Below are 20,645 nucleotides of genomic sequence, written 5' to 3' on the forward strand. Positions count from 1 at the left end.
CAACATGAAAAAATTTATATTATCTGCGGCTTTATTCTGTAGTTCTATTTTAGCGCAAGCCCAAAACGAAACCCGGCTCACCATTAAAGCTGCAGGCGATCAGGTGGTGAGCAAACACATTTACGGCCATTTTTCAGAACATCTGGGTCGGTGTATTTACGATGGTTTTTGGGTAGATGAAAATTCGACTATTCCAAATAAAGGTAGAATAAGATTAGACATTGTAGAGGCATTAAAAAAAATAAAAGTTCCGAACCTGCGCTGGCCCGGTGGTTGTTTTGCTGATGAATACCACTGGAGAGATGGCATTGGCCCCAGAAACCAGCGCCCAAAAATGGTCAACACCAACTGGGGCGGTGTAACTGAAGACAATAGCTTTGGCACACACGAGTTTTTAGACGTTTGCCAGATGCTTGATTGTGAACCATATATTGCCGGGAATGTAGGCAGCGGAACCGTTGAAGAAATGGCTAAATGGGTTGAATACCTAAATTTTGACGGCGTAAGCCCGATGACAGCCATCCGCAGCCAAAATGGAAGAGAAAAACCATGGAAAGTTTCGTTTTGGGGGGTTGGTAATGAAAGCTGGGGATGTGGTGGCAACATGACACCTGCCTATTATTCTGATTTGTACCGTAGATATGCCACCTATGCACGTAATTATCCGGGAGCACCGCTCAAAAGAATTGCCAGTGGTGCTAATGCGGGAGATTATAACTGGACGGAAACCTGTATGAAAAATATTGGCGACCAAATGTGGGGATTAACCTTGCATTATTATACGCTTCCAACAGGAAATTGGAACGCAAAAGGGTCTGCCACTAAGTTTGATGAAGCTCAATACTTTTCGACCATGAAAAATTGCCTGCACATGGAAGAACTGGTAAGCAAACATTCCGCAATAATGGACAAATACGATCCTAAAAAGAAAGTTGCTTTGGTGGTTGATGAATGGGGAATATGGACTGATGTGGAGCCTGGAACCAACCCTGGTTTTCTGTATCAACAGAATAGTTTACGCGATGCTTTAATTGCAGGCACAACCTTAAATATCTTCAACAACCATTCTGATCGTGTTAAAATGGCTAATCTGGCCCAAACTGTGAATGTTCTACAGGCTTTAATCTTAACCGAGAAAGATAAAATGATCCTCACCCCTACTTATCATGTTTTTGATCTTTACAAGGTACACCAGGATGCCAAATATTTACCAATTGCTTTTACCAGCCCTGATTATGTAGTAGGAGACCAAAAAATACCAGCGCTTAATGTTTCAGCTTCGCAGGATGCCAGCGGTGCGATCCATATTTCATTGGTTAATTTAGATCCAAATAAAAAAATTGCAATAAGTACGGTTTTAGATGGTTTGAAATGGAACTCGGTTACCGGGCAGATTTTAACCTCTGCTAAACTTACTGACGTAAACACTTTTAACGATTTGAACAAAGTACACAACGCCAAATTTACAGGCGCCAAAAAATCGGGTAATTCATTAAAAGTAGAGTTACCGACGCAATCTGTTGTGGTTCTGGAATTGAAATAATTTTATCAGAACAATCAAAGAATCTGCAGATTTAAAAAACTGGACTGATGTTTCAGACCAAATCTCCCTGCCAAAAGGCTTAAGGCATGGCACCATATTAACCATTAAAGAAAAAGAACTGGAAGTCTTATTAAGGCAATAAAATAGGCTAAAGCAGTACAAAATTTCTCCAGCAAGATCCTCATGTTCAGGAGGACGATTGCATTTAAATAGCGCTAGTGGTCTGTGAGGACACAAACCACGGAATAGTACATTCCATTTAAATCAATATTCCATGGTCTGTGTCCGCACAGACCATTATTATAAATCTCCACCACGCAACATGCTGAGCTTATTTTACGGTGCAGCTTTCTGATTCGCTACAGCAGAAGATTTTATCGTCGCTACAATTCGCTTAAAAAACCTTACTCATAGATCCCATTCCATGGTCTGTGTCCGCACAGACCATGGAACAAGAATGTCGTCCTCTCGACCGGAGCAGTGCGAAGTGGAGAGGTCTTTGGATCAGAGTATAAGAATTAGATTTAATCCGTGGTCTGTGTCCTCACAGACCATGGAACAGATGTAATTTATTCCTTTGAATCCTGTCACTCATATTTATTTTATATAGCAAATCAGCGCTCAGGATGAACAATCGCATTTGAAAATGCCAGTGGTCTGTGAGGATACAGAACATGGAACAAGGATGTCGTCTCGACCGGAGCAATGCGAAGTGGAGAGGTCTTTGGATCAGATTATAAGAATTAGATTTAATCCGTGGTCTGTGAGGACACAGACCATGGAACAAAAACCTTACTCATAGATCCCATTCCATGGTCTGTGTCCTCACAGACCATGAAGATAAATCTCCACCACGCAACATGCTGAGCTTGTTTTACGGTGCAGCTTTCTGATTCGCTACAGCAGAGGATATTTATCGTCGCTACAATTCGCTTAAAAAACCTTCCTCATATATCCTGAAAAAAGTTACCATTGACTGAATTTAAAAGAAAAACCATTATTGTAATGACGATCATTGGAGGTAATTTATTGCTTTGAATCCTGTTACTCATATTTATTTTATATAACAAATTAGTGCTCAGGGTAAACAATCGCATTTGAAAATGCCAGTAGTCTGTAAGGACACAAGACATGGAACAAGAATGTCGTCCGACCGGAGCAGTGCGAAGTGGAGAGGCCTTTGGATCAGAGTATAAGAATTAGATTTAATACGTGGTCTGTGAGGACACAGACCATGGAACAGAGGACGATTGCATTTAAATAGCGCTAGTGGTCTGTGAGGACACAGACCACGGGAGTGAAAATTTACTTCACCAACCTTACTTCATAAATATTGGCAATCGCCGATCCCTGATCGGCAACAAATTTCACTTCTAAGTCTGCTTTCAATAGTGCTTTTGGAATCTGATATTGCTGGGTGTAAAAAACAGCTCCCTTGCTTCCATCTAACTTTACATTTTCAATTTTAACCCCATTGATCAGGATAGCGAATCTTTTATCCTTTTCTTTTCCAAAATAGGTTAAACTGAGCTTATTTCCAGACAAATCTTTGTTTTTCAACACATAACTAAACCATGCTTTACCGTTTCTGAAATGCCTTTCCTGGTAGGTTCCGTTATCCGTTTGTTCACCTTTAAAATTATGATCAGATTCTGGTTGTTGTTCACCAGGATTAACCAGATCAACTGTTTGCTGTTCAATCTTCATCTTTTCTTCTTCAGCCAGTTTAATCGCCTTTGCACGTTCCGGCAAAGCCTGTTCACTGCTGTAAGGAAAGTAAACTACATAACGCTTTTCGGCAAGGGTGTAAAAAGGAACCAATTTTAAGGATTTGTATCTTGGCTGATAGACCGCATTGCGGGCACTAAAGGTTAAAGTTTTTTTATCGGTCAGTGCAATTTCATCGGCAAGCGTATTTTTCGGCCCGGTAACCAGTGGCGCATCACTAATCGGCAATAAAGCACCAGAGGCGATATGTCCCATCCGGCTGCCATCAGCGGTTAAATTAGGTTGATTCAAAGTATCCATCTCTGCAGCAAGTACAATTGGTCCACGCAGAAAGGCAACCCAATCAGAACCATCAGGCATAAATTCTGTTGAGGTATGCATCGGCAAGGCTATATCAACCACATCGCCCGTACTCCAGGTGCGATCAATACTGGCATAACCATTTGCTTCACTCTTAGCCATTACCTTTTTTCCGTTTACCATTACAACCATTTTCCCTTGTCCCACCCAGGAAGGCTGACGGAAATGTAAGGCAAAACGTTGTTTGTGCTTTAGCTGAAGTTTGATCGTTGTTTTTTCTGCATCTGGAAAAAGAGTTTGCTGTGTAAGCTGAATACCTTTTTCTTTCCAGTTTAGGGTTGAAGGGATAAAAAGATTCAAAAACACATCATTCGCACGGTGTGCATAAATCAGTTCCCCATATTTGCAATGGTTTTCCAATCCCGAACCTACACAGCACCAGAAACTTTCCTGCGGATTCGAATAGGTGCGGTAATGCCCCGGACGCATCGGTGTAAAATATACAAAACCACCTTCCGGCCTTTGCGATGAAAGAATATGATTATACAGTGTACGTTCATAATAATCGAGATAAGTGTTTGATGGATCTGCAAGAAACAGTTGCTTGGTCAACTTCAACATGTTGTAAGAATTGCAGGTTTCAGGTCCCTCCCGCGATTCTGTCATCGAAGAAAAGTCATTTGCAGGATGAAAATGCTCTCTAACGCTATTTCCTCCGATGGCTACTGTCCTGTGATCAACTACTGTTTTCCAAAAGAAAGCAGCGGCATCAGCCCAGGCCGGATTTTTATCCAACATCGCAATCTGCTCAAAACCAATTACTTTCGGAATCTGTGTATTGGCATGTAAGCCATTTAAAGCATCAGTATTTTTTAAAAGTGGATTGAGAAGAGATTGATCTGAAAACCGTTTGGCCAATTGAAGATACTTTTTGTCGCCTGTTATTGCATAAACATGGGCAAAAGCTTCATTTAATCCACCATGTTCGCTCTTTAATAATTCCTGTACCTGTTGATCGGACAAATTGGAAACCAGATCTACGCACCAATCTGTTAATTTGATGAGCATTTGTTTCGCTTTCGCATTGCCGGCAACCGCATAAGCATCGTAAAGGCCTGCATAGATTTTATGGATGTTATATAAAGGCACCCATTTCCCATTGAGCGAAAAACTGGATGATTTGATGTTACCGGCTTTAATCTCTTTCCAGATATCCTTACCTCCGGGAATTCCGGCAAGATAACCATCACCATTTTGACGCTGACATTTGTCCAACTCGGCAATCATATAATCTATCCGCTCCTTCACCTTTGCATCGCCGGTAGCCGCATACATCAGGGAAAGAGCCGATAGGTAATGCCCGCCGATATGCCCGTCTAAACCTGTGTTTTCCCAATTACCATAGGATTCAGCTTTAGGTTTTAATCCTGCTTCTCTTAAATAGGGCGTCAAAAGCCGATCTGCATCCAGCGATAGCATATACTTTTTATCAGTTTCCTGTGCCTGTTTAAAAGGCCCATCAAGCAGGCGGACTTCCGTTAAACTAAATGGCTGCAAGACAGTTTGCCCAAAAACAGTTCCGCATAAAGCGGATAACAAAACGGCCGTAATTATTTTTTTCATTTTTAAAAACTTCTTCATAACAAAGATGATTGATCGTAGTGGGTAAAATTTTGGTAGACCGTTTATAACCTTTGGCGATAAAATAATCCGTTTTACGTGCCTTCTGTTGATGATTAAACCCAGGATAAAAAACGGCCTGTTATAATTTGAATGCTCATAAAATTAAAGGTTTAGCAAACCATTGGCTAGCGGATTATACCGTCCAAAAGCAGCATTTATAAAATTTGGTTAAAATAAACGTCTTAAAGACATTTATAAAACGAAGATATAAAAAAGATTTGCCAATTAGATCATGATTGAAACAAATCATTTAGCGCCAGGGGATTTTTTAACAATTTCAGGAACATTAAAAAGAACGTTTGAATGCCTGCCAACAGATTACTCCAGTGCATTTTGTTCATTTTTTATCTTTCCATAAAAAAACCGTTACATTCCATAACTTAATAAGGAATTTTAAAATCAAACACTTTGCATCCAATACTCATCAGAAATAATGTAAAAATACTTGGCGAAGGCAGCCAGGTACTTCTGTTTGCTCATGGCTTTGGCTGTGCTCAAAATTCCTGGAAATATATTACAGATGCTTTCCTGGAAAATTACAAAGTGATCTTATTTGATTACGTAGGCTCTGGTGATTCGGACCTTAGCCAATACAACCAAAAAAAATATGCTACATTAGAAGGATATGCCTGTGATATAATTGACATCATACAGGCACTTGACCTCAAGAATATTATATTTATTGGACATTCGGTTAGCAGCATGATTGGCATGATTGCCGCCCTGCAGCTTCCGGATGTATTTAAAAAACTGGTTTTTATCGGACCATCACCAAGATATTTAAACGATGGTGATTATATCGGCGGGTTTAACACCGGAGATATAGAAAGCATCTTTACCCACATCGCCCAGGATTATGTAACCTGGAGTAAACAATTGGCGCCACGAGTGATGGACAGCCTTTGTAAACCTGAACTATGTGATTTTTTACAGGAATGTTTTGAAGCCACTGCGCCAAGTGTAGCCCTTGCCTTTGCAATGGCAACCTTTAAAGCCGATTACAGAGACCAATTGAAAAACCTCGAAGTACCAAGCCTAACGCTGCAATGTACAGATGATGAAATAACCCCAGTATCAGTTGGAGAATACATTCACAAAAATACGCCTGACAATTTCCTGGTTGTAATGAAGGCTACCGGGCATTTCCCACAAATCAGTGCGCCCGATGAAACCATCAGGGAAATTAAAGACTTTATCGAAAATGCCAGTTCGAAATCAGCATCAGATCATCTCTATACTTCAGGAGATTTTGCACACCAATAACCTATTTTTAGCTTAAAATGTAAACATTGAGCACAAAAATGCTTTTTCAACCGCCAATCGGCATGAAACAGCGCTGACCGCGCAACAATATTTTATTTAATGAAAAGTAAAGGAAAGTTAAATGTTAAGTTGATAACCATTAAAAACGCGACATGTCATTTATGACTAACAAATCCATAAAATAACTAGAAGAGCAGATAATTTTGAAAAAAACTTATTAATGATATATATTAACCGGTACAACTTGTGAAAGAAAGCTAAGACATGAACAATGTATCCGTTATTGCATCACCTATTGGAAAAATCACCATCCTTGCGGATGATGAGTTTGTACACGCCGTAACTTTTGCTGAAACAGCTATTACAGGACTTACTGAAAATCCGCTCACACTTAAAGTTGCTCAGCAATTAGGTGATTATTTTGATGGCAGTTTACAGCAGTTCAATTTTCCGATTAAACAAAATGGCACCGAATTTCAGCAGGAGGTTTGGCGGAATTTATTAACCATACCTTTTGGCGAAACCATTTCGTATGCTAAATTTTCTGCCCACCATCCATTAGCGATACGGGCTATTGCTGCCGCAAACGGAAAAAACAATATCGCCATTATAGTGCCTTGCCATAGGGTTATTGGCAGTAATGGCAAGCTGGTGGGTTATGCCGGCGGTTTATGGCGTAAACAATGGTTACTGCAGCACGAACGCGAAATTGCCCGGAGAGGACAGACTGAATTAAAATTTTAATACATATTTTTGAAGATGAATAGAGATCAAGCCGTAACACCAAAAAATTACCTTAAAGCGATCCGTTTAATTAATATCGAAGGCGACAAATGTGCTTTCGAAATTGGCAAAATCCCTATCCGCCAGCACATCAATGCCAATTACTTTTTTGCCCAAACAGATGTATCTAGTTTAGAGCGCATCCCACACCCTGCCCCGCGTCGTCAATATGTAATTACCCTAAAAGGGAAACTCCGTTTCACCGTGAGCAATGGTGAAATCTTTATCATCGAGCCGGGGATTATACTCATTGCCAATGATATCGCCGGAGAAGGGCATACCTGGGAAGTTGTGGACGGCAATGAATGGGAAAGAATTTATATTCCGCTGGAGGAAGGCAGCGATGATTACTTTGTAGTTGATTAAGACCTTAAAACCAGGATGAGGTCTGTTTCGTAAATCATATTAAAAACCTCTGATATGATGAAAACAATCTGCTCCATACTCTTTATTCTTTTCACCCTTTTACCTACAGAAAAAAATGTCCCTGTAGCCAAATTAGACTTAAAAAAATATGCAGGAACATGGTATTCATTATATTCAATCCCTACGATTTTTGACAAGGGCAGCAGGGAGACTACTACAAATTACACTTTAAATAAAAATGGCTATTATAACGTTGTAACCACTTACAAAAAGCCCGGGGATGAAAAGGTTTATTCCAGAACATCGAAAATGTCCCCATCAGAAAACGGTAGTAAAGGAGCGTTACAGGCACAGTTTATCTGGCCGGTAAAGATAGACTATTGGATTATCGAACTTGCAGATGATTATTCCTATGTAGTGGTAGGTCATCCCGATCATCGATTTTTATTCATCATGAGCCGTAATCAGACGATGCCGAAGAAAACCCATGATGAAATTGTGTCCAGGTGCAAAGCTAAAGGATACGATGTGGCTAAATTAACATCGCAATTGCATTAAAAAACCTAAGCTGATATTTTTTCTCCACGTTTAACACTAAAAAGCATCAATATAACGCCTACCAACAATACAATCCATCCCCACTGGAAATGGACCACTTTGCCGATCAGTTTATTCGCAAAACCATATTTAGTATAATTATGAGCAGTAAAATAAACAGCAATAACAGCTAAAATATACCAGATAGCCATGATGAAACTCAAAAACCGGAATGCCCCAACTTTTCTGATAAAAAGGAATAACACCGAAATAGCGATGATGGCATATGTGATCAAAAATAAACGTGCATCAGATTGATATAAGTTCCAGTTACCCTTGATTGGCACTTTCAACATTGGGCAGAAACCGGCAATAACGCATAACAAAATGCCTAACCAAGCCATGAATTTATTTAATACTAACATGATTTTAAGATGATTAATTTAATTTTAATAATTGAAAGGTTTACGAAATAAGGAAATGATTGATCACTAGCTTGCATGGCAATTTTTTAATGACCAATGAACAATGAACAATGACCAATAAACCAATGACTAATAACCAGCCTACTGTCCTTCAATAATACCCATCTTATCTGCAAAGTGGGCGCAATAGTCGCGCAAGTCTTCTACAATCAGCGTTTCGCCTGTTGCCTTCAAAAAACTATCGCCCATGGTTTGCAGGGTTTCATAAAAAAAACGCTTCATTTCATCTACAGGCATGTCTTTTGTCCAAAGATCTATTTTTAATGTATTTTTATAATTATGATCCCAAACGGATAAAAACAAAGCCTTTGCAGGCACTTTGTCAGCATTTCCGGAATCTGTACTTTCCCAAAGTATGTTCTCCGGATTGTTCCCTTCATCTAACTCAACTGTTAATTTTATTTCTGCTTTTTTCATATTTTCAAAATGGGTTTCACCGATAAACGGAATACACCAATTCACCGGTATTTTATTCGGGGCAAAGATGATGATTTTACCAAATACTTTGCTTTGATATTATACTAGTTTTTGTAATATTAACATCAATATTGCCGCAATAACTATGAATAACAGTTCTACCATCCAGATCCGTTTAATATCTTTTAAAGTAAAGCGAAAGATAAGATCCGTTACGAAAGTAACTAAAACCAGGCAACCCAAAATAAGCAAATAAAAGCCACTGAAGTTAATCTGCCTTGGTGCCATACTTTTTTCAGAAAAAAGACCAGTAACCATTAAACCTAAGCCAATTGCACCAACAATGTTTAATGGCGTAACGCGAAGTTTAATCATTACTTTTTCTTATCAAAACGTTTACCTTTTTTAAAACTTTTAACTGCCTTACCCGCCTTTGCCTTTGCTTTATCCCTGGCCTTCTGTTCTATGGCTTTTGCGTTTTTCTTTTCATGGAAAGCCCCCTTAAAGTCAGGATCTTCCTTGCGTTTCTGCAGATCAATCTCTTTTGCGATCTGCTGGCGCTCTTCATAGGAAGTTTCCTCTATAAAGACCCCCTGCGGGATGGCTGCAACCGGGATGGACTGGCGGATGAGCTTTTCAATTTTACGTACATAGTATTTTTCGCCTTCAGTAGCAAAAGTTATGGCGTCGCCCTTGGCAAAAGCCCTGCCGGTACGGCCAATGCGGTGTACATAATCCTCAATAATAATGGGTACATCAAAATTGATCACATGACTTACATCACTTACATCAATCCCCCTACTGGCTACATCTGTGGCTACCAGAAACCTTACATTTCCTTCTTTAAAGCTATTAATGGAATTGATTCTGGTATTTTGACCTTTATTTGCGTGGATTACACGAACATGATCAGCACCATATTTACGTTCAATAAAACTAAAGATATTATCGGCAACTGTTTTGGTTTTACAGAAAATGATTAAACGTGTAAATGCCTCATCATTCTTCAGTAAATGTTGCAATAAATTCAATTTCGTTTTAAAATTCGGAACATCATAGAGGGTTTGACTTACATTAGCTGCAGGAGTTGCCTGTTGTGCTGTTTCGACAATAGTTGGATTTTTCAGGAAATCGCCGGCAATTTTTTGAACCAAATCGCTCATGGTTGCCGAAAACAGTAAATTTTGGCGCTTTCGCGGTACAACTTCCAAAATGCGATGTATAGAGCCAATAAACCCCATGTCCATCATTTTATCGGCCTCATCCAGCACCAGAAACTTTAAGCTTTGCGTATTGATATCGCCGGCCAGGTATAACTCAAGGAAACGGCCAGGCGTAGCGATCAGAATATCGACACCTTTTGCCAATTGTTCTTTTTGTGTCTTAGGGCCTATACCGCCAAAAATTACTAATGAACGCAGATCGGTATAACTAGAGAACAGTTTTACCTGTTCTTCAATCTGCATAGCCAGTTCGCGGGTTGGCGATAGGATCAAAGCACGTATATTTTCGCCCTGCGCATATTTAAGCTGCATTAAAATCGGCAACACGAACGCAGCAGTTTTTCCGGTTCCCGTTTCGGCAATACCAAAAATATCCTGACCGGACAATATGGGTGCAATTGCTTTTTCCTGTATCGGCGTTGCAACGGTGTAACCCGCATCGGCCACAGCATTTAAAATTTGCCTGTTTAACTTAAATTCTTCGAACGGTTTCGCCATAGCGTACAAAGATAGTGATTAAGGTTGAGGGTTTGAAGGTGTAAGGTAGAAGGTTTAAATCAAACCTGACTGAAAGCGCATATTTAAAGGATACGGAGGTTAGTTTATTAACCGTGTTGACATATAAACCTGTCCTAATTTCTCAAATCTCCTATCTAACTTCTCAAATCTATTTTTACCTTTGAAACCATGAATACTTACCTGATAAAAGCTGCCACCATTGTAAATGAAGGACAAAAAATTGTAGCCGATGTTTTAATAAAAGATGGATTGATCGATAAAATCGGACAGAATCTTACTGCGCCCGGTGCACAGGAAATTAATGCCGAAGGTCAGTATCTTTTACCAGGTATGATTGATGACCAGGTGCATTTCCGCGAGCCTGGACTTACGCACAAAGCCGATATTTTTACCGAAAGCATGGCTGCTGTAGCCGGAGGAATTACTTCTTTTATGGAGATGCCCAACACCGTACCCAATACCTTAACGCAGGAATTGCTTGCAGATAAATATGACATTGCCGCGCAAACTTCTCTGGCCAATTATTCTTTTTACATGGGCGCCAGTAACGATAATATTGAGGAGGTTTTAAAAACCGATCCGAAAAATGTTTGCGGAATTAAGGTTTTTATGGGTTCATCGACTGGCAATATGCTGGTTGATAACGAGAAAACCTTAGAAAACATCTTCAGCAAAGCACCAATATTGGTAGCCACCCACTGTGAAGATGAAGCAACCATCCGCCATAACCTGGCTGAATATAAAACTAAATATGGTGATGACCTCACGATTGAAATGCATCCGCTGATCCGAAGTGCAGAGGCTTGCTATAAATCATCATCACTGGCAGTAGAACTGGCTAAACGCTACCAAACACGTTTACACATCCTTCATATTTCGACCGCTAAAGAAATTTCGTTATTCGACAATACCATTCCATTAAAAGATAAAAAAATTACCGCCGAAGCCTGTGTACACCACCTTTGGTTTAATGATAAAGATTATGCGTCAAAAGGAAACTTCATCAAATGGAATCCTGCAGTAAAAACCGAAGATGATCAGAAAGGAGTTTTGGCTGGTGTTTTGAATGATCACATTGATGTTATTGCTACTGATCATGCTCCACACACCCTGGCTGAGAAGCAACAGGCTTATGCGCAGGCCCCTTCGGGTGGCCCGCTGGTACAACATGCTTTACCGGCTTTATTGGAAATGCATTTACAGGGTAAGATATCTTTAGAAAAAATTGTCGAAAAAACGGCGCACAGCCTGGCCATCTGCTTTGATATCGAAAAGCGGGGCTTTATCCGTGAAGGTTACTGGGCTGATTTGGTGCTGGTTGACCTGAATGATCCGTGGAAAGTAACCAAACTGAATAATTTTTACAAATGCGGTTGGAGTCCTTTTGATGGCGATACTTTTAAAGCCAGTATTACACACACTTTTGTATCAGGTAACCTGGCTTATGTTAACGGAAAATTCACTACCGATCAGACAGGTAAGCGTTTAAATTTTACCAGATAGATTTGTTATATTTGTTTAGATTAACAATTTGTCATGACAGATGCACAATTATTTTCAGAAATTTTGGCCCTGCCTTCAAACCTGAAGAAGGAGGTATTTGATTTGGTTACTCATTTGAAAGAAAAAGCAAAGAATAAAAATTTATTTTTTGAAAACAAAGTTGAAAAGCCTACCCCAAAATACGGAAAAAAATTTTCAGATATACTTTTAAACGGCCCTGTCTTTTCTGATGCGCAAAATCAAAAAAACAAGAAAATCATTAAATGAATGGCGAACCAAATAATAATGGTTGATACATCTATTTTAATTGACTATTTCAGAAAAAAGGATAAATCAAAAACAATTCGATAGCGAAGCGGCTTTGGCAGCTGTAGAAGTGCAAAACAAACTTAAAAAACATCGTAAGAGTATTGATCAAGCAGACCTATTCATCGCAGCTACCGCTATTGTCCATGATTTACATTTCGATACGCTTAACCATAAGCATTTTGAATATATTGAAGACCTAAAGATGACTAAAAGTGATACCACTAACCAGAGAAATCTTTATTCATTCATCACAAAAGGCCATTTCAGTAAATAATGACTAAACCTATAATTATTAAATCAACTGTACTTCTAGGCTTAGCTATCCTGATTTATGTTTTTGGCTTCTTCCCTACCCTCGTCCAACAATATTACTCAACCGGCTTTTATCCTTATATTTCTTCAGCATTAAGGTCTATATCTGCTCTGTTTTCTTTTGCAATAGGAGATATTATTTATGTTCTGCTTATTGGCTTTATACTTTATAAAATCGTTAGATTTTACAAAAGGCGTAAATCGCTAAAAAAGCAGGATAGAATTATTGTCCCCTTACAGATTTTAAACTTCTTCTTCATTCTCTATATCATTTTCAAAATCGTATGGGGCTTAAATTACAGTCGACCAAGTATAAGTGAAGAATTGGGCATAGGAAATGAAAAATATAATGTTAAAGAATTAGTTGTTCTGGGCAATTATTTCGTTGATAAAACCAATGCCCTAAAATTGAAACAAAATAAAGTGCCCGTTTATTTGGTTAATGAGCTGGAATCTAAATCTGCAGCAGCGTATTCACTTATGGAGAAAAGAAACTCAGTATTCAGCTATTCCAATCCTTGCTTAAAATCGGTTTTAAATTCATGGATCATCAGTAAAATCGGTATTGAGGGTTACTATGCACCGCTTTCAGGTGAAGCCAATATGAACATGAATTTGCCTGACTTCGTAAAACCTTATGTGAGCTGCCACGAAATTGGGCACCAATTAGGCATTGCTTACGAAGATGAAGCTAATCTTTTGGGATACCTGACCGCAAGTAACAGTCCTGACGTGAATTACCAATATTCTGCCAATTATGAAATGTTACGGTATATTTTATTCGAAATCAGGATGAAATCACATGAAGATTACAAAAAACTTCGCGCAAAACTTTTGCCACAGGTGCTGGCTGATTTTAAAACCGAAAAAGAATTCTGGCGTAAATACAATGGCGATATGTTCGGTTATATGGATGCCGCTTTCGATCGTTTCTTAAAATTAAATAACCAGCAAAAAGGGATCGATAGCTATCAGGATATTGTGATCTGGCTGTGGAATATTTATAAGTCAGAAATTCTGAGGTCCGAAAGTCAGAAGATCAAGCGATAAATACCTCCATCATTCATTTTCCCTGAGATATTTTACATGACTTAACCGTGTATCGCTTCCTTTGTACCAAAACTCTGAATCAGTTCTCCTTCAAAATCCAGCCACTCTTTCCAGCGTTTATCCACATCTACATCGGTACTATATTTACGTGCAAAGTTTAAGAATGTGGTGTAATGGCCTGCTTCCGAAACCATCAGCTCGTGATAAAATTTAGCCAGTTCCTGATCTTTAATATTTAATGAAAGTACCCTGAAACGTTCGCAACTTCGGGCTTCAATCATGGCTGCAAACAACAGCCTGTCGATAAAAGCCTGGTTACGGCTTCCATCTTTTTTACTGAATTTCACCAAACGTCCAACATAATCATCTTTCCGCTCGCGGCTTAAAGTATAACCCCGTTTTTTAATAATTTCAATTACCATCTGAAAGTGCTGCATTTCTTCAATGGCAATGGCCGTTAATTCATCAACCAGTTCCTGATGCTCTGAATTTTGTGTAATTAAGGTAATGGCATTACTCGCGGCTTTTTGTTCGCACCAGGCATGGTCAGATAAAATTTCTTCTAAATTCGATTCCGCAATATTTGCCCAACGCGGGTCTGTCAATAATTTTAATCCTAACATCCGATGCTTTGTAATTGAGCTGCAAAATTAGAAATAATCGGCACGGTTTTAAAATTGTGAGCTAAAAACCATTTATTTTGCAGAAAATTAAATCATGACCGCAAAGAAATTATTAATTATTGGAATGGTTTGGCCCGAACCCGGATCGTCGGCAGCAGGCACAAGAATGGTCCAATTGGTTGATTTATTTCTGGATAATGGCTATCAGGTCACTTTTGCTTCGGCAGCATCAAAAAGCGAATTCAGTTATGATTTTAGCCATACAACAGTTGCTGAACAGGAAATTAAGTTAAACGACGAGAGCTTCAATACTGTTTTAAAAGCGCTTAACCCTGATATTGTGCTGTTCGATCGTTTTATGATTGAAGAACAATACGGCTGGCGAGTACAGCAGGAATGCCCGGGTGCCTTGCGGATTTTAGATACCGAAGATCTTCATTTTTTACGGCAGGCCCGACAACAAAGCATCAAAAAGCAGGAAATAATAAACCTGTTTTCGGATATTGCCAAACGCGAAATTGCAGCCATCCTACGCTGTGATCTGTCTTTAATTATTTCGGAAGCAGAGTTAAAACTACTCCAGGAAAAGTTTAAAGTTGACCCGGGCTTACTGTATTATCTGCCTTTTTTGGAGCAGCAAATTACTGCAGACATTACCCAAAAATGGATTCCATTTGCAGAAAGGGCTGATTTTGTTTTCATTGGAAATTTTCTCCATGAGCCCAACTGGCACACCGTGCAAACCTTAAAAACCAAAGTATGGCCGTTGCTTCGGAAAAAACTGCCCGAAGCCAGCTTGAACATTTACGGAGCCTATCCTACACAAAAGGTATGGCAGCTCGAAAATAAGGCTGAGCGATTTTTCATTAGAGGTAGGGCCGCAAACGCACAGGAAACTATTGCAAGACACAAAATTTTACTTGCACCGATCCAGTTTGGTGCTGGGGTTAAAGGCAAATTTATTGATGCCATGCTAACCGGCACGCCATCGGTAACCACAACTATTGGCGCCGAAGCCATGAAAGGCAACCTGCCCTGGAATGGCTTTATTGAAGATGATTTGACTCGATTTGTAGAGAAAGCGGCTCAACTTTACCAGCGCCAATCTGAATGGCAGGCTGCACAACAACAGGGTATCCAAATTATCAACCAACGTTACGCCTCCATTGCTTTTACGGATGCTTTTCTGTTGAAAATAACCGAACTTTTATTGTCCTTAACGAAACACCGCCAAAACAACATCATTGGCCAGATTTTAAACCACCATACCCTTCAAAGTACAAAGTATATGAGCCTTTGGATTGAAGAGAAAAATAAATAAGTTGGAAGTCTGGAAGTCGGAGATCCGATGATATAGGAGCTGAAAATATTGAAATTTTAAATCCTTTTATGTTCTTAAATGCCTGATATGATAAACACAGCCAGGTCCGGAAGTTGAAGGTCAGAGGTCCATAGAGATAACGGTATAAAACTTCAATTCACAACTGAAAACTCCGAACTCCCAAACAATAACATGCCTAGCCTTCCGACTTCGTCTCCAAACTCCCACCTAAAAAACTATTGACTTTTAAAAAACATTCAGGTTCTGAAAGCTAGGAACAATATTGTAAATTTGCGGCTATGGCAAAAATATCGATTAACCTTGCTACAGGTTCGTTTCAAAAGGAAGAAATTATCGTCGGAATAGATTTAGGTACCACCAACAGTTTGGTTGCGTTTATTAACCCTGATAAAAATCCTCAGGTGATTAACGATTCGGGCAAGGGCGTATTGGTGCCATCAGTAGTTTATTTCAATAATCAGAACGAAGCCGTTGTAGGTAACGAGGCAAAGGAATTTTTAACCACTGACCCTTCTAACACCATATTTTCTGTTAAAAGACTACTAGGACGATCATATAAAGATGTAGCCGATCACGCCGCTACTTTTTCTTACAAAATTATTGATGATGATACCGATGCATTGGTAAAAATTCAGGCTGGAAACCGTTTCTATACCCCGATTGAGTTATCTGCCGAAATATTAAAAGAGCTAAAAGCCAGAGCCGAACATGCACTAAAAACACCAGTGAACAGGGCTGTAATCACTGTTCCGGCTTATTTTAACGATAGCCAGCGCCAGGCCACCCGCGATGCCGGAAAACTGGCAGGTTTAGATGTGATGCGCATTGTTAACGAACCCACTGCGGCCAGCTTGGCTTATGGAATTGGTTTAGACCCTACACAGCAAAAAACCATTGCCGTTTACGATTTAGGAGGAGGTACTTTTGATGTTTCCATCCTACAGATTCAAAACGGGATTTTTGAAGTGTTGGCTACCAACGGTAATACCTATTTGGGCGGCGATGATTTTGACCGGGCCATTTTAGATTACTGGATCGCTCAGAATAAACTTGATGTAACGACGCTGGCTCAGAATAATATTTTGATGCAAACGCTAAGATTACAGGCCGAGGCAGCAAAAAAAGCATTGTCAAGCCAAAATTTATATAACGAACAAATAGGCGAAATCTGGTGTACACTGGATAAGCAAACCTTTGAGCAATTGATTGCTGCGAAAGTAGAGGAAACCATTGCAGCCTGCAAAAATGCATTAAAAGATGCAGATTTAACACCTGCTGATATAGATGAGGTCATTTTAGTCGGCGGTTCTACCCGTACACCTTTTGTAAAGCAGGCAGTCGAAAATTTCTTCGGCAAAAAGCCTCAGGATGATATTAACCCCGATGAAGTAGTAGCCTTAGGTGCTGCCATCCAAGCTGATGTATTGGCCGGAAACCGCTCAGATATCTTACTGCTTGATGTAACCCCGCTTTCTTTAGGTATCGAAACCATGGGTGGGTTAATGGATGTCATTATTGCACGGAATAGCAAAGTGCCAACCAAAGCTGGCAGGCAGTATACCACTTCAGTTGATGGGCAGGTAAACATGAAAATTTCTGTTTATCAGGGCGAGCGCGATCTGGTTAAAGAAAACCGTAAACTTGCTGAGTTCGATTTAAAGGGAATTCCGGCTATGCCGGCAGGTTTACCTAAAGTAGATATCAATTTCCTGCTCAACGCAGATGGAATTTTAACCGTACAGGCAATTGAATTACGTTCTGGCGTAAAACAAGAGATTGAAATAACGCCAAGCTATGGTTTAAGTGATGATACCGTTGAGAAAATGCTTTTAGATAGTATTGAGCATGCACAAAGTGATGTACAACAAAGGATGCTGATCGAAGCCAGAAGCGAGGGGGAGCAATTGCAATACACAGCCGAGCGCTTTATCGAAAAACATGCTGAGCATTTGACTGAGGCGGAAATATCGGAAACCAAAACACATATTGAAGCGCTTAAAACGGCCTTGGCCAGTCAGGATAAAGATACAATCCTTAAAAAAGCAGATGAACTGAACGAATTTACCCGCCCTTTTGCCGAGCGTGTAATGGATGCTGCTATTTCCACCGCGATGAAAGGCAAGAAGATAGAGTAGTTTTCAGCTCGCGGCTGGCAGTTTTCAGTTTTTAATTAGCAGTTGGCAATTTCGATACGGCATTCTGAACTCGTTTCAGAATCTTTTTGGGTACAAGTTGGTATTGATCTTATGTTCCTTAATGGCTTAAACCTGCGAAGATTTTCACACGATGGAAATCCTGGATTTCCTGAAAATAAGCAAAATAATTGATGAAGTTTATAGTGGATTGAGTTCTTTGAAGTAGCAATAAATATTGTTGGATATGGTTAAATCGATCAAAGTTAAAGATAATGGGAACATATTTATGATGATTTATATCTTCAGCATGTTTCCATTGTTCTTTGTGGCACCAATATTTATGTTTGATCTGAGTTATGTTCAATCAGCTATAATTTTAATGTCCATATTAACTGTGTTCTTTATTTTCTACTTTAAAAACCTAATCGCCAGGCAGGATGAATACGCCATTATTGCAGATGAAAATGAGATCACTTTATTAAACCTGGGAACCTTTAAGTGGAGTGAAGTTAAGCTTATTAAAGCAGTTGAAGAGTCGTTTGGACGCAGGAGCTATTCTTACCTCAATATCGTTTTGGAAAATGGCAAAAAATTTAAGATAGAATCCACAAATTTTGATTATCCCAATCAAGAGCTCGAAAACATTTTAAATGCTTTGGGCAAATTGACCGTTTAATATTCAATTCAACTTTTTTCTTACCATACATCAAAAAGCGACAAACACAAACACCTTACTTTTGTTAAAATTATTTAACAATATGGAATTAGGTATCGGAATGTTTGGCGATTTGCAGATCAATGCAAAAGGAGAAATCCAACCCGCACAGCAAAGGCTTCAGGAAATTATAGCAGAAATAAAACTCATGGACGAAGTGGGTCTAGATTTCTACGGTATTGGTGAACATCATCGCCCTGATTATGCCGTATCCAGTCCTGAAATTGTACTGGCCGCTGCAGCTACGGTAACCAAAAATATCAAATTAAGCAGTGCCGTTTCCGTTTTAAGTTCATCTGATCCGGTTAAATTATACCAAAACTTTGCAACCATCGATTTAATTTCAAACGGAAGAGCCGAATTAATGGCTGGTCGCGGAAGTTTTATCGAATCTTTTCCATTGTTTGGTTATAACCTCCAGGATTACGACGAACTTTATGAAGAAAAGCTTGAATTGCTTCTTAAAATAAACAAGGAACCTAAAATCAGCTGGAAAGGTAAATTCAGGCCAGAATTGAATAACCAGGAAGTTTTACCAAGAGCGGTAAATAACAATTTAAAGATTTGGGTAGCCGTTGGTGGAACGCCAGAATCAGTAGAACGTGCCGGCAGATTGGGATTACCCGTAATGTTTGCCATTATAGGAGGCCAGCCTATACAGTTTAAACCACTTTTTGATTATTACAAAAAAGTTTACCAGGCCTATGGACATGATATGAATAAGTTTGAAGTGGGCGTGCATATGCATTCGCTATTTGGCGAAAACAGTAATGAAATTGCAGATTACTATTACCCGCTTTATTCAGCACAGATGAACCGCATTGGCCGGTCGCGTGGTTGGGCACCTTACCAACGCAATCAGTTTGATGGCGGCCGAGGCAGTAGCGGAGCGTTAATTATTGGCGATGCAAGTGAATCGGTAGATAAAATTCTCGCCATGGAAGAAACCTTTGGTTTAACCCGTTTCTCTGCACATATGGATGTTGGCGGACCATCTCATAACGCAATGATGAAATCAATAGAAATTTTTGGGACAAAAATTGCCCCGGAAGTGAGAAAAGCACTAAACAGATAAAGCTGATGATTGGCAGTAGAATATCCTCACTAAACTTAGCAGATTAAAAATGAAAGATACTGCTGAAATTAGTTTTAAAAAAAGTAATATCATCATTAGTATTCTTTTATGTGTGCTAGGTTTAGGGGCTTCTATATTTTTACTTTTTCACGCTTATTTGCCAGCTAAAATAATATGCCTTGCAGGCATAATTCTGCTTTTAGTTATTCTTTCTGAACGAATTTTACAGTTGAAAAAGTCGATAAAGGGAGAGGTAGCTTTAAAGCTGAGTAAGGAAGGATTAATAAATTTTATGCTTGTAAAAACTGTAAGCATTCCATGGAACGAAATTGAAGATTTTCATACAGGTTTTTACAGAACCGATTCAATTTTAGTAATTGTAAGTAACCCTGCTCAATACAAAACCACAGCAATTAAAGATTATGTTTCCTTAATCGCATACCTTAATGATATTTTTAGTTCAAAACCATATTTATTGTGGATAGACATCGATATGCTAGACATTAAACAGGCCGAGCTACTGGAAATTTTGCAGCAGTGGAAACTTCATTCTGCTTAACATAAAAGCACTTAAACTTACTTTACGCAATTAAAGTCGAATCTGAAGAGCTGGTTTGTGAAACGATTAGAAAGCATTTCAAAACAAATAACCACCCCCAGCCCCTCCTTGATAAGGAGGGGAGCTAATCCATCTGTAAATTATTTGTATCAAAAGATTAGATCAAAAATTAAAC

General features: G+C 39.2%; 20 protein-coding genes. 14 read left to right on the plus strand and 6 right to left on the minus strand.

Annotated elements, in window-relative coordinates; translation table 11 throughout:
* The first annotated feature begins 4 nt into the window (after positions 1-4).
* Positions 5-1,543: an alpha-N-arabinofuranosidase gene (locus tag ACIQXP_RS02540; protein ID WP_387504143.1), complete on the plus strand. Its 1,539-nt coding sequence runs from the start codon at positions 5-7 to the stop codon at positions 1,541-1,543.
* 1,305 nt (positions 1,544-2,848) lie between these two features.
* Here ACIQXP_RS02540 and ACIQXP_RS02545 read toward each other — a convergent pair.
* Positions 2,849-5,194, minus strand: a complete 2,346-nt coding sequence (locus ACIQXP_RS02545; protein ID WP_387504142.1) for a beta-L-arabinofuranosidase domain-containing protein — start codon at positions 5,192-5,194, stop codon at positions 2,849-2,851.
* Positions 5,195-5,662: 468 nt separating this feature from the next.
* Between ACIQXP_RS02545 and ACIQXP_RS02550 the strand changes: the two genes are divergently transcribed.
* From ACIQXP_RS02550 to ACIQXP_RS02565, 4 genes are all read left to right on the plus strand, one after another.
* Positions 5,663-6,517, plus strand: a complete 855-nt coding sequence (locus tag ACIQXP_RS02550) for an alpha/beta fold hydrolase (RefSeq protein ID WP_387504141.1) — start codon at positions 5,663-5,665, stop codon at positions 6,515-6,517.
* Between the two features lie 264 nt (positions 6,518-6,781).
* On the plus strand, positions 6,782-7,261 hold the full coding sequence (locus ACIQXP_RS02555) for a methylated-DNA--[protein]-cysteine S-methyltransferase (RefSeq protein ID WP_387504139.1): 480 nt from the start codon (positions 6,782-6,784) through the stop codon (positions 7,259-7,261).
* Between the two features lie 15 nt (positions 7,262-7,276).
* Positions 7,277-7,666 (plus strand): cupin domain-containing protein, encoded by a 390-nt coding sequence (locus tag ACIQXP_RS02560; protein ID WP_387504138.1) that lies wholly within the window; start codon positions 7,277-7,279, stop codon positions 7,664-7,666.
* A 54-nt stretch (positions 7,667-7,720) separates the two neighbouring features.
* A complete protein-coding gene (locus ACIQXP_RS02565) occupies positions 7,721-8,224 on the plus strand; it encodes a lipocalin family protein (protein ID WP_387504136.1) in 504 nt (167 codons plus the stop codon).
* 5 nt (positions 8,225-8,229) lie between these two features.
* On the opposite strand, the gene ACIQXP_RS02570 is transcribed toward ACIQXP_RS02565, so the two are convergent.
* The 4 genes from ACIQXP_RS02570 to ACIQXP_RS02585 all read right to left on the minus strand — a co-directional run bounded on the left by ACIQXP_RS02570 (position 8,230) and on the right by ACIQXP_RS02585 (position 10,826).
* On the minus strand, positions 8,230-8,628 hold the full coding sequence (locus ACIQXP_RS02570) for a hypothetical protein (RefSeq protein ID WP_387504135.1): 399 nt from the start codon (positions 8,626-8,628) through the stop codon (positions 8,230-8,232).
* A gap of 141 nt (positions 8,629-8,769) precedes the next feature.
* Entirely contained in the window at positions 8,770-9,105 is a 336-nt protein-coding gene (gene gldC, locus ACIQXP_RS02575; RefSeq protein ID WP_090987907.1) for a gliding motility protein GldC, read from the minus strand.
* Positions 9,106-9,204: 99 nt separating this feature from the next.
* Positions 9,205-9,480, minus strand: coding sequence for a hypothetical protein (locus tag ACIQXP_RS02580; protein WP_387504134.1), 276 nt, complete (start codon positions 9,478-9,480; stop codon positions 9,205-9,207).
* Entirely contained in the window at positions 9,480-10,826 is a 1,347-nt protein-coding gene (locus tag ACIQXP_RS02585; RefSeq protein WP_293741658.1) for a DEAD/DEAH box helicase, read from the minus strand. The genes ACIQXP_RS02580 and ACIQXP_RS02585 overlap by 1 nt, the downstream gene beginning before the upstream one ends.
* A gap of 189 nt (positions 10,827-11,015) precedes the next feature.
* Between ACIQXP_RS02585 and ACIQXP_RS02590 the strand changes: the two genes are divergently transcribed.
* The 4 genes from ACIQXP_RS02590 to ACIQXP_RS02605 are packed head-to-tail and all read left to right on the plus strand — an operon-like array spanning position 11,016 to position 14,021.
* On the plus strand, positions 11,016-12,350 hold the full coding sequence (locus ACIQXP_RS02590) for a dihydroorotase (RefSeq protein WP_387504133.1): 1,335 nt from the start codon (positions 11,016-11,018) through the stop codon (positions 12,348-12,350).
* Positions 12,351-12,383: 33 nt separating this feature from the next.
* Positions 12,384-12,617, plus strand: coding sequence for a hypothetical protein (locus ACIQXP_RS02595; protein WP_387504132.1), 234 nt, complete (start codon positions 12,384-12,386; stop codon positions 12,615-12,617).
* Between the two features lie 40 nt (positions 12,618-12,657).
* Complete coding sequence (locus tag ACIQXP_RS02600; RefSeq protein ID WP_387504131.1) at positions 12,658-12,933, plus strand: type II toxin-antitoxin system VapC family toxin; 276 nt, start codon at positions 12,658-12,660, stop codon at positions 12,931-12,933.
* Entirely contained in the window at positions 12,933-14,021 is a 1,089-nt protein-coding gene (locus ACIQXP_RS02605; protein WP_387504130.1) for a DUF3810 domain-containing protein, read from the plus strand. Before ACIQXP_RS02600 ends, ACIQXP_RS02605 begins: the two co-directional genes overlap by 1 nt.
* Before the next feature lie 41 nt (positions 14,022-14,062).
* On the opposite strand, the gene ACIQXP_RS02610 is transcribed toward ACIQXP_RS02605, so the two are convergent.
* Positions 14,063-14,644 carry a MiaE family protein gene (locus ACIQXP_RS02610; RefSeq protein ID WP_293741667.1) on the minus strand — a complete coding sequence of 194 codons (582 nt, stop codon included), beginning with the start codon at positions 14,642-14,644 and terminating at the stop codon, positions 14,063-14,065.
* Positions 14,645-14,738: 94 nt separating this feature from the next.
* Here ACIQXP_RS02610 and ACIQXP_RS02615 point away from each other — a divergent pair, with 94 nt between their 5' ends.
* From ACIQXP_RS02615 to ACIQXP_RS02635, 5 genes are all read left to right on the plus strand, one after another.
* Positions 14,739-15,965, plus strand: coding sequence for a glycosyltransferase (locus tag ACIQXP_RS02615; protein ID WP_387504129.1), 1,227 nt, complete (start codon positions 14,739-14,741; stop codon positions 15,963-15,965).
* 299 nt (positions 15,966-16,264) lie between these two features.
* A complete protein-coding gene (hscA, locus tag ACIQXP_RS02620; protein ID WP_387504128.1) occupies positions 16,265-18,121 on the plus strand; it encodes a Fe-S protein assembly chaperone HscA in 1,857 nt (618 codons plus the stop codon).
* 244 nt (positions 18,122-18,365) lie between these two features.
* Positions 18,366-18,797, plus strand: a complete 432-nt coding sequence (locus ACIQXP_RS02625) for a hypothetical protein (RefSeq protein ID WP_387504126.1) — start codon at positions 18,366-18,368, stop codon at positions 18,795-18,797.
* An 82-nt stretch (positions 18,798-18,879) separates the two neighbouring features.
* A complete protein-coding gene (locus ACIQXP_RS02630; RefSeq protein WP_387504125.1) occupies positions 18,880-19,911 on the plus strand; it encodes an Atu2307/SP_0267 family LLM class monooxygenase in 1,032 nt (343 codons plus the stop codon).
* Between the two features lie 49 nt (positions 19,912-19,960).
* The gene (locus tag ACIQXP_RS02635; protein ID WP_293741676.1) at positions 19,961-20,470 is read left to right on the plus strand and encodes an STM3941 family protein; all 510 of its coding nucleotides are present in this window, start codon (positions 19,961-19,963) and stop codon (positions 20,468-20,470) included.
* Positions 20,471-20,645: the final 175 nt, after the last annotated feature.

Source organism: Pedobacter suwonensis, from assembly GCF_044762335.1.
Classification (GTDB): Bacteria; Bacteroidota; Bacteroidia; order Sphingobacteriales; family Sphingobacteriaceae; genus Pedobacter.

Coding starts and splice junctions, on each gene's coding strand:
- ACIQXP_RS02540 (WP_387504143.1), top strand. CDS start 5: ATGAAAAAATTTATATTATCTGCGGCTTTATTCTGTAGTTCTATTTTA.
- ACIQXP_RS02545 (WP_387504142.1), bottom strand. CDS start 5,194: ATGAAAAAAATAATTACGGCCGTTTTGTTATCCGCTTTATGCGGAACT.
- ACIQXP_RS02555 (WP_387504139.1), top strand. CDS start 6,782: ATGAACAATGTATCCGTTATTGCATCACCTATTGGAAAAATCACCATC.
- ACIQXP_RS02560 (WP_387504138.1), top strand. CDS start 7,277: ATGAATAGAGATCAAGCCGTAACACCAAAAAATTACCTTAAAGCGATC.
- ACIQXP_RS02565 (WP_387504136.1), top strand. CDS start 7,721: ATGATGAAAACAATCTGCTCCATACTCTTTATTCTTTTCACCCTTTTA.
- ACIQXP_RS02570 (WP_387504135.1), bottom strand. CDS start 8,628: ATGTTAGTATTAAATAAATTCATGGCTTGGTTAGGCATTTTGTTATGC.
- gldC (WP_090987907.1), bottom strand. CDS start 9,105: ATGAAAAAAGCAGAAATAAAATTAACAGTTGAGTTAGATGAAGGGAAC.
- ACIQXP_RS02580 (WP_387504134.1), bottom strand. CDS start 9,480: ATGATTAAACTTCGCGTTACGCCATTAAACATTGTTGGTGCAATTGGC.
- ACIQXP_RS02585 (WP_293741658.1), bottom strand. CDS start 10,826: ATGGCGAAACCGTTCGAAGAATTTAAGTTAAACAGGCAAATTTTAAAT.
- ACIQXP_RS02590 (WP_387504133.1), top strand. CDS start 11,016: ATGAATACTTACCTGATAAAAGCTGCCACCATTGTAAATGAAGGACAA.
- ACIQXP_RS02595 (WP_387504132.1), top strand. CDS start 12,384: ATGACAGATGCACAATTATTTTCAGAAATTTTGGCCCTGCCTTCAAAC.
- ACIQXP_RS02605 (WP_387504130.1), top strand. CDS start 12,933: ATGACTAAACCTATAATTATTAAATCAACTGTACTTCTAGGCTTAGCT.
- ACIQXP_RS02610 (WP_293741667.1), bottom strand. CDS start 14,644: ATGTTAGGATTAAAATTATTGACAGACCCGCGTTGGGCAAATATTGCG.
- ACIQXP_RS02615 (WP_387504129.1), top strand. CDS start 14,739: ATGACCGCAAAGAAATTATTAATTATTGGAATGGTTTGGCCCGAACCC.
- hscA (WP_387504128.1), top strand. CDS start 16,265: ATGGCAAAAATATCGATTAACCTTGCTACAGGTTCGTTTCAAAAGGAA.
- ACIQXP_RS02625 (WP_387504126.1), top strand. CDS start 18,366: ATGGTTAAATCGATCAAAGTTAAAGATAATGGGAACATATTTATGATG.
- ACIQXP_RS02630 (WP_387504125.1), top strand. CDS start 18,880: ATGGAATTAGGTATCGGAATGTTTGGCGATTTGCAGATCAATGCAAAA.
- ACIQXP_RS02635 (WP_293741676.1), top strand. CDS start 19,961: ATGAAAGATACTGCTGAAATTAGTTTTAAAAAAAGTAATATCATCATT.